The following is a 7,608-nucleotide window of genomic DNA, read 5'->3' as shown; positions in this document are numbered from 1 at the left end:
GGCGCGTCGGCGGGAGGGAAGGGGCCCGGTGCACCCCCGTGGTGCTCTCGCGCACCGGGTCCCCGCCGCTCCCGCCGCCGGGATCCCCTGTGGACGTGCGGGTGCACCCCGTGCAGCCGTTCCCGCCGCCGTCCTCCCGGCAGGCACCAACCTAGGCGGGCGGGGCCGCCCGCGCAGGGTTCGTTCCGCCCAGTGGCCCGGCGAGACCGGTATCACAGCGCACAGTCTCCCGGCGGTGGTTGAATCCGAGCAGCGGGGGCGGGGAGCCCGGCCGCCCACCGGACACCGAGGAGCGACAGCCATTCCGCACGCGCCCGTCACCCGACCCGACCGCGCCGACGACCTGCTCCGCGCCCAGCGGCTGGCCCTGACCGGGGGCTCGGCCGCGCTGCTGCGCTGGCTGGCCGCACGGACCGGCGGCTGGACGGGGCTCGTCGGGCCCGACGGGACCGTCCTCGACGGATCCCCCGCCGGACCCGCCCCCGCGGCGGCGGCCCTGCTCGCGGGCGGAGCCGCCGAACTGACGACCCGTGGGGTCCGCTCCGCGGTCCTGGACGCCGCGGGGGGCTCCGTACTGCTGTACGCCCTGGAGGAACCCGCGGACCTCGCCCGGGGCCGAGCCCTGGCGGCCGTTCTGCCCGGCCCGTGTCCGCCCCCGCTGCGCGCCCTGCTCGCCGACAGCGCCGTACCCCTGGCCCTGGCCCTGCGCGCGGAGGACGCGGGCCGTCGGTCGGAGCGGGCCGCGCTCGCGGAGTCCCGGTCCCGGGAGGCGGTGCTGCACCTGCTGATGAACGGCCGGGTGTCCACCGCCCACCAGGTGGCGGAGGCCCTCACTCCCGGGCTGCCCGACCCGTTCCGCATGTACGTGGTCGAGGTCCGACCAGGGCGCCGGGCCGAAGTGACCCGGCTCTGCGAGGAACTGACGGGCGGCCGGGCCTGGATCGTGCGCTGCCCGGTGTACGTGGGGCACCTGATCGCCATGGTGCCGGAGGACCCGGTGGGCGGACCCGCCGGGCGGCCCGGACCCGCCCGGGACCCGTTGGCCGAGGCGCTGTCCGCGGCCGACGCGGACAGCGCCGTCGGCGTCAGCGAGCGGGTACCGCTGCGCGAGGCGCCCGCCGCCTACACCCAGGCCTTCCACGCCCTCGCCGTGGCCCGCGGTCGCCCGGAGCGGCACGCCCGCTTCGGCTCGGGCCCCGAACTGGCGCTGGCCGCGCACCGGGCCGGGGCCGACTGGGCCCGCCGGCGGCTGGCCCCCCTGCACGGGCACCGGCCGCGCCGCCCCCAGGACCCGGGCGCCCAGGAGCTGCGCGCCACCCTGCACGCCTGGCTGAACTTCTCCTCGCACGCCACCCGACTGCTCAAGGTGCACCGCAACACGCTGTCCGGCCGGCTCAGGCAGATCGAGGAGGTGCTGGGCGCGGACCTCGGCGGGCTGGCCGACCAGGCCGCCCTGTCCCTGGCCCTGCGCCTCACCCCCGCCGGCCCCGCCGAACCGTCCGCGGACGGGGGCGGCCCGGGCCCGGCCGCGCTGGACGAGGTCCTGCGCCACCCCGACCTCGTCGCCTGGTCCCGGGGCCTGTTGGCCCCGCTGACCGGGGACGAAGCACCGCCCGGGGCCCGCGAGACGCTGCGGGTCTGGCTGGCCCACGAGGCCCGGCTCACCGCCGCCGCGGCGGCCCTGGGGCTCTCCGTACCGGGCGCCCGCAAGCGGCTCACCCGGCTGGAGGCCGTCCTCGGACGCTCGCTGCTCCGATCGCCCAGCGCCCGGCACGACCTGTGGTTGGCCCACCGGGTCGAGGAGCTCACCGAGGGGTGAGGGTGACGGTCCGCTCGGGCCGCGGGCCCCTGCCCGTGTGTCACAACGAGGCGAAGGGTGCGAATGCGCTGATCATTCCCGAATGAGGCCTTTCAATCCGAAGCGGGTGCTGGTGGGCGAGCCGCTGGACACGGCCCGCCTGGGGGAGACCCTGCTGCCCAAACGGCTCGCCCTGCCCATCTTCTGCAGCGACCCCCTCTCCTCGGTGGCGTACGCCACCGAGGAGATCCTGCTGATCCTGGCGCTCGGTGGGGTGGCCCTCCTCCACCTCGCCTGGTACGCCGCGGCCGCCATCGTCTTCCTGTTGATCGTGGTGATCGCCTCCTACCGGCAGACCTGCCACGCCTACCCGGGCGGCGGCGGGGCGTACGTGGTGAGCGCGGAGAACCTCGGCCCGAACGCCGCCCTCACCGCGGCGAGCGCCCTGCTCGTCGACTACGTGATGACCGTCGCCGTGTCCGTGGTCTCCGGGGTCGCCGCCATCACCTCGGCGATCCCCTCGCTGGGGGACCACGAGGTGCTGCTGTCGGTGGGCTTCGTGGCCCTGCTCACCGTCATGAACCTGCGCGGGGTCCGCGAGTCGGGCCGGATCTTCGCGCTGCCCACCTACGGGTTCGTGCTCGTCATCTACGTCATGTTCGCCTTCGCGGCGGTCCGCCTGGCCACCGGCGCCACCATCCGCGCCGAGTCCGCCGACCTGCCCATCCAGGAGGTCAGCGAGTACACCGGACTGGCCGTGGTCCTCCTGGCGCTGCGCGCCTTCGCCTCCGGGTGCACGGCCCTGACCGGGGTGGAGGCCATCAGCAACGGCGTACCGGCCTTCCGCAAGCCGAAGAGCCGCAACGCCGCCACCACCCTGGCCATGATGGGCGTGCTGTCGGTGAGCATGTTCGCCGGGATCACGGTGCTGGCGATGGTCTACCGGGTGCACGTGGCCGAGGACCCCACCGAGCTCGGCCTGGCTCCCGGCACCCCGACCTCCACGGCGCTGGCCCAGATCGGCCGGGCCACCTTCGGCGACTGGCACTTCCTCTTCTACCTGCTCCAGGCGGTGACCGCCGGGGTGCTGGTGCTGGCCGCGAACACCGCCTTCAACGGCTTCCCGATGCTGGCGTCCATCCTCGCCCGCGACAAGTACGCCCCCCGGCAGCTCGCCAACCGCGGCGACCGCCTCGTGTACTCCAACGGCATCGTGCTGCTGGCCCTCGCCGCGATCGGTCTGATCGTCGTCTTCGACGCCAACCTGACCCGCCTCATCCAGCTCTACATCATCGGCGTCTTCGTCTCCTTCACCCTCTCGCAGGCGGGCATGGTCCGGCACTGGGGCAAGGAGCTGGCCTCGCCCGCCACCCCGGTGACCGAACGCAAGCGGATCCACCGGAGCCGCGCCATCAACGCCGTCGGCGCGGTGATGACCTCGGTGGTGCTGGTCATCGTGCTCATCACCAAGTTCACGCACGGGGCCTGGCTCGTCATCATCGCGATGCCGCTGCTCTTCGTCGGCATGAAGGGGGTGCGGCGCCACTACGACGAGGTGGCGCGGGAGGTGGCGGTGCCCGCCGCGGCCCGGCCCCGCACCCCGGCCCGCCACCACGTGGTGGTGCTCGTGGCCGCCGTGCACGCCCCCACCCTGAAGGCCCTCGGCTTCGCGAAGGCGCTGCGGCCGGACTCGCTGACCGCGGTGACGGTGGCGGCCGACGAGGAGGAGGTGGCCCGGCTCCGCGCGCAGTGGGAGGAGCACGCCGTGGACGTCCCCCTGAAGATCCTCCACTCCCCGTACCGGGAGGTGGTCGGACCGATTCTCGGCCATGTGCAGGAGCTCGCCGGGCAGGACCCCGCGGGCGTCCTCTCGGTGGTGATCCCGGAGTACATCGTCGGCCATTGGTGGGAGCAGCCGCTGCACAACCAGAACGCCCTGCGCCTGAAGGCCCGGCTGCTGTTCACCCCGGGGGTGACCGTCATCGACGTGCCCTACCTGCTGGAATCCGCCCGCGACGGGGCCGGTCCGGAAGGTGACTTGTATGCGACGGGTGGCGCGGGCGAGGGTGGCGGCACGGGCCGGGGCCGGGGTTAGGATCACGGCGTGATGACGGACGGATCACGGAACCGCACCACTCGGAGGCATGTCCTCCGATTCGTGCCGGGGTTCCGGAGCCCGCGACACCCGCGGGGCGAACGGCCCCCGGCCTCCGCCGTCCGCACGGCCGTGCTGCTCGTGCTCGCCGTGCTCCTCACCCACGCCGTGGTGCCCGGGGCGGCGTCCGCGCACCTGTCCTCCGCCGCGGCGGCCACTGTCGCGGAAGCCGTGACCGGGCTGCCCTGCCCCGGTGCTCCCACCGTGCCGTCCGGGCCGGTCGCCCGCCCTCCCGCGGGGCCCGCCCCCGGCACCGCCGCCCGCTCCGACGCGGTCCCCTCGGCCGCGTCCGGCCCCGTCGGCGAAGGCCACCGGGACCACCGGGGCGGGCACGGCACCGTCCACGCGCAGGAGAGCTGCGCCCTCGGGCAGCCCCAGCCGGGCCCCGGCCTCGATCGGCCGGAACGCCCCGCCCTGCCCCCGGCGGCCCGCCCCGGCCCCGCAGGCCCCCCGACCGGGCCCCGCGCCGCGGTCGAGACCGGCGGGCTCGGCGCCCCGGCGGACCACGCCGCCCGCTCGGCGGTGCTGCGCCAGTAGGCCCCTTCCCGGGACCGGGGGCGGTCCACCTCCGCGCGCCGGGGACCCGGGCGGGCCGTTCGCGCCCGTTCCGGTGCCCGCGCCGCCCGCCGCACCACCCGTCCGGCCGGTACCGGGCCCCGTCCGTCCGCCCGGTCGCGACGCCCTGCGGCACCGCACCCGTCGGCCCGCGTCCGGAGCCGCCGGGGTGACAGCCGCCGGGCACGGGGCTGCTTCCGACGGCGCAGGCGACCCGGCGGGCTTCTCCCTCCGGCGCTCCGGCGCTTCGGCGCCCCGGCGCACCGACCGGGCGGCCGACGTCCCGCCCCACGGGGTCCGGGCGCCCGGAGCGCTCGCGGACCCGCCCCCACGGCAGCGCACGCGCGACCGGCCGCACCCGCGGCCCGGCGGCCCGCGCCCGCCCGCCCGTCCCCACCCGCCCGGCCGCTCCCTCCACGGCACCAGCACGGCATCCGCACCGAACCGAGAGCGAGACCATGCACCCTCCGCTGCCCTCCACCCCGTCCACGGGCACCGCCTCCGCCGCCGCCCCGTCGGCCCCGGCCCGTCACCCCGCCCGGACCCGCCCGTACCCGCCGTTCTCCCCGTACACCCGCCACGTCGCCCCCGCCGAGCCCCTCCACGGCACCCCGCACCCCGGCCCCTCCGGACTGGCCGGACTCGTCGGCAACACCCCCGTCCTGCGGGTCTCCGCCCCCTTCAGCGGACCCGACCGGGGCTTCTGGGCGAAGTTGGAGGGCTTCAACCCCGGCGGGATCAAGGACCGCCCGGCCCTGCACATGGTCGAGCGGGCCCGGGCCCGAGGGGACCTGCGCCCGGGGCGGCCCGTCATCGAGTCCACCAGCGGCACCCTCGGCCTGGGCCTGGCCCTCGCGGGCCTGGTCCACGGACATCCCGTCACCCTCGTCACCGACCCGGGTCTGGAACCCTCCATGCACCGGCTCCTCGTGGCGTACGGGGCCCGGGTGGATGTGGTAGGCACCCCGCACCCCACCGGCGGCTGGCAGCAGGCCCGGCGCGACCGGGTCGCCGAACTCCTCGCCGCCGCACCGGGCTCCTGGTGCCCCGACCAGTACGGCAACCCCGACAACGTGGCCGCCTACACCCCGCTCGCCCTCGAACTCGCCGCCCAGCTCGGGCACATCGACGTCCTCGTGTGCAGCGTCGGCACCGGCGGCCATTCCGCGGGCATCTCCCGGGTGCTGCGCGGGCTCCAGCCCGACCTGCGGCTCGTGGGCGTGGACACGGTGGGTTCCACCATCTTCGGCCAGCCGGCCCGCAGCCGGTTGATGCGCGGGCTCGGCTCCAGCATCCACCCCGGGAACGTGGACTACCCCGGCTTCGCCGAGGTCCACTGGGTGGCGCCCGCCGAGGCCGTGTGGGCCTGCCGTCGGCTGGCCTCCTCGCACTACGCCACCGGCGGCTGGAGCGTGGGCGCGGTGGCCCTGGTCGCGGGCTGGTTGGCCCGCACCCTGCCCCGCTCCACCCGGATCGCCGCCGTCTTCCCCGACGGCCCGCAGCGCTACCTCGAAACCGTCTACGACGACGCCTACTGCACCGGGCACGGCCTCCTCGGCGCGGCTCCCGCCGAGGACCCGGACGAGATCGCCGACCCGACCGAGCGCGAGGTCACCCGCTGGACCCGCTGCGCCCGGGTCCTCGACCCCGTCGCGAACCGTCGACCGGACCCCGCCGGAGAACCCGTCGGAGCCCGCACGGAAGCCCGCACGGAAGGCCGGAACGCCGACCCTGCCGGCGAGGGGCCGGGCGAGCGGCCCGGCGGCGCCGAGCTGCCCGCGGGCGGCACCCGATGACCTCCGCCCGCGCCCAGTTCCTCGCCCACGACCGGGCCGTACAGCTCCTCCTGATCAACCAGTTCACCATCAACCTCGGCTTCTACATGCTGATGCCCTACCTGGCCGCGCACCTCTCCGGCGGGCTCGGTCTGGCGGGCTGGCTGGTCGGACTGGTCCTGGGCGTACGGAACTTCAGCCAGCAGGGCATGTTCCTGATCGGCGGCACCCTCGCCGACCGACTCGGCTACAAGCCGCTGATCGTGGCCGGACTGCTGCTGCGCACGGCCGGTTTCGCCGTGCTCGGCCTGGCCACGTCCGTCCCCGCGCTCATCGCGGCCTCCGCCGCCACCGGCTTCGCGGGCGCCCTCTTCAACCCGGCGGTCCGCGCCTACCTGGCCGAGGCCGCCGGCGAGGAGCGCCGGGTGGACGCCTTCGCCCTGTTCAACGTCTTCTACCAAGCGGGCATCCTGCTCGGCCCGCTGGTGGGAATGGTCCTGGTCAGAGCCGGTTTCCGGCCCACCTGCCTGGTCGCGGCGGCCGTGTTCGCCGTGCTGGGCGCCGTCCAACTGGCCGCGCTGCCCGCCCGCGGCGGCGCGCACGGCGCCGGGGAACGGGCCGGGGTCCTCGCGGAATGGCGCGGCATCCTCGCCGACCCGCGGTTCCTGCTGTTCGCGGCGGCCATGAGCGGCTCGTACGTGCTGACCTTCCAGGTGTACCTGGCGCTGCCGCTGGAGGTCCGCCGGGTCGCGGGGGAGGGCACCGCCGGGACCGCGGTCACCGCCGCGCTGTTCGTGGCGTCGGGGCTGGCCACCGTCCTCTTCCAGACCCGGGTCACGGCCCGCTGCAAGGCCCGTCACGAGCCCCGGCGGGCCCTGGTCCGGGGACTGCTGCTGATGGGGGCGGCCTTCCTGCCGCCGCTCGCGGTGGCCGCCGTCCCGGTGCCGGGGCCCGGCCCGGGCCGCTGGACCCTGGCGGCCGTCCCCGCCGTGCTCTCGGCGCTGCTCCTGGCCTGGGGCACGATGACGGCCTACCCCTTCGAGATGGACACCATCGTCCGGCTCGCCGGGGACCGTCTGGTCGCCACCCACTACGGCCTCTACAACACCGTCTGCGGGATCGGCATCACCCTCGGGAACCTGGTCACCGGAGCGGCCCTGGACGCGGCCCGGGGAGCGGGCCTGCCCGCCCTGCCCTGGGCGGTCCTGGCCCTGCTGGGCGCGGGCTGCGCCTGGGCGCTGCGGGCCGGCGCCGGCCCGGAGGCCGGACCCCGGGCGGGCTCCACCGCTCCGGGCCTCGGCCGGGCCCCGACGGCGCCCCGCTGA

Annotated in this window: 5 protein-coding genes; all 5 read left to right on the top strand. The window is 76.4% G+C overall.

Annotated features, from left to right (window positions below):
* Window positions 1-235 precede the first annotated feature (235 nt).
* The 5 genes from ABTZ17_RS23940 to ABTZ17_RS23920 all read left to right on the top strand — a co-directional run bounded on the left by ABTZ17_RS23940 (window position 236) and on the right by ABTZ17_RS23920 (window position 7,608).
* Window positions 236-1,819 carry a PucR family transcriptional regulator gene (locus ABTZ17_RS23940; RefSeq protein ID WP_352197739.1) on the top strand — a complete coding sequence of 528 codons (1,584 nt, stop codon included), beginning with the start codon at window positions 236-238 and terminating at the stop codon, window positions 1,817-1,819.
* Between the two features lie 82 nt (window positions 1,820-1,901).
* Complete coding sequence (locus ABTZ17_RS23935; RefSeq protein WP_352197738.1) at window positions 1,902-3,893, top strand: APC family permease; 1,992 nt, start codon at window positions 1,902-1,904, stop codon at window positions 3,891-3,893.
* Window positions 3,894-3,956: 63 nt separating this feature from the next.
* Complete coding sequence (locus ABTZ17_RS23930; protein WP_352197737.1) at window positions 3,957-4,490, top strand: hypothetical protein; 534 nt, start codon at window positions 3,957-3,959, stop codon at window positions 4,488-4,490.
* Window positions 4,491-4,966: 476 nt separating this feature from the next.
* The gene (locus ABTZ17_RS23925; protein WP_352197736.1) at window positions 4,967-6,304 is read left to right on the top strand and encodes a PLP-dependent cysteine synthase family protein; all 1,338 of its coding nucleotides are present in this window, start codon (window positions 4,967-4,969) and stop codon (window positions 6,302-6,304) included.
* Complete coding sequence (locus ABTZ17_RS23920) at window positions 6,301-7,608, top strand: MDR family MFS transporter (protein WP_352197735.1); 1,308 nt, start codon at window positions 6,301-6,303, stop codon at window positions 7,606-7,608. Before ABTZ17_RS23925 ends, ABTZ17_RS23920 begins: the two co-directional genes overlap by 4 nt.

It is taken from the genome of Streptomyces sp. NPDC097619 (assembly GCF_040302735.1).
Taxonomy (GTDB): Bacteria; Actinomycetota; Actinomycetes; order Streptomycetales; family Streptomycetaceae; genus Streptomyces.
The sequence above is the reverse complement of the archived record's forward strand: the minus strand, read 5'-3'. Positions and strand labels throughout refer to the sequence as shown.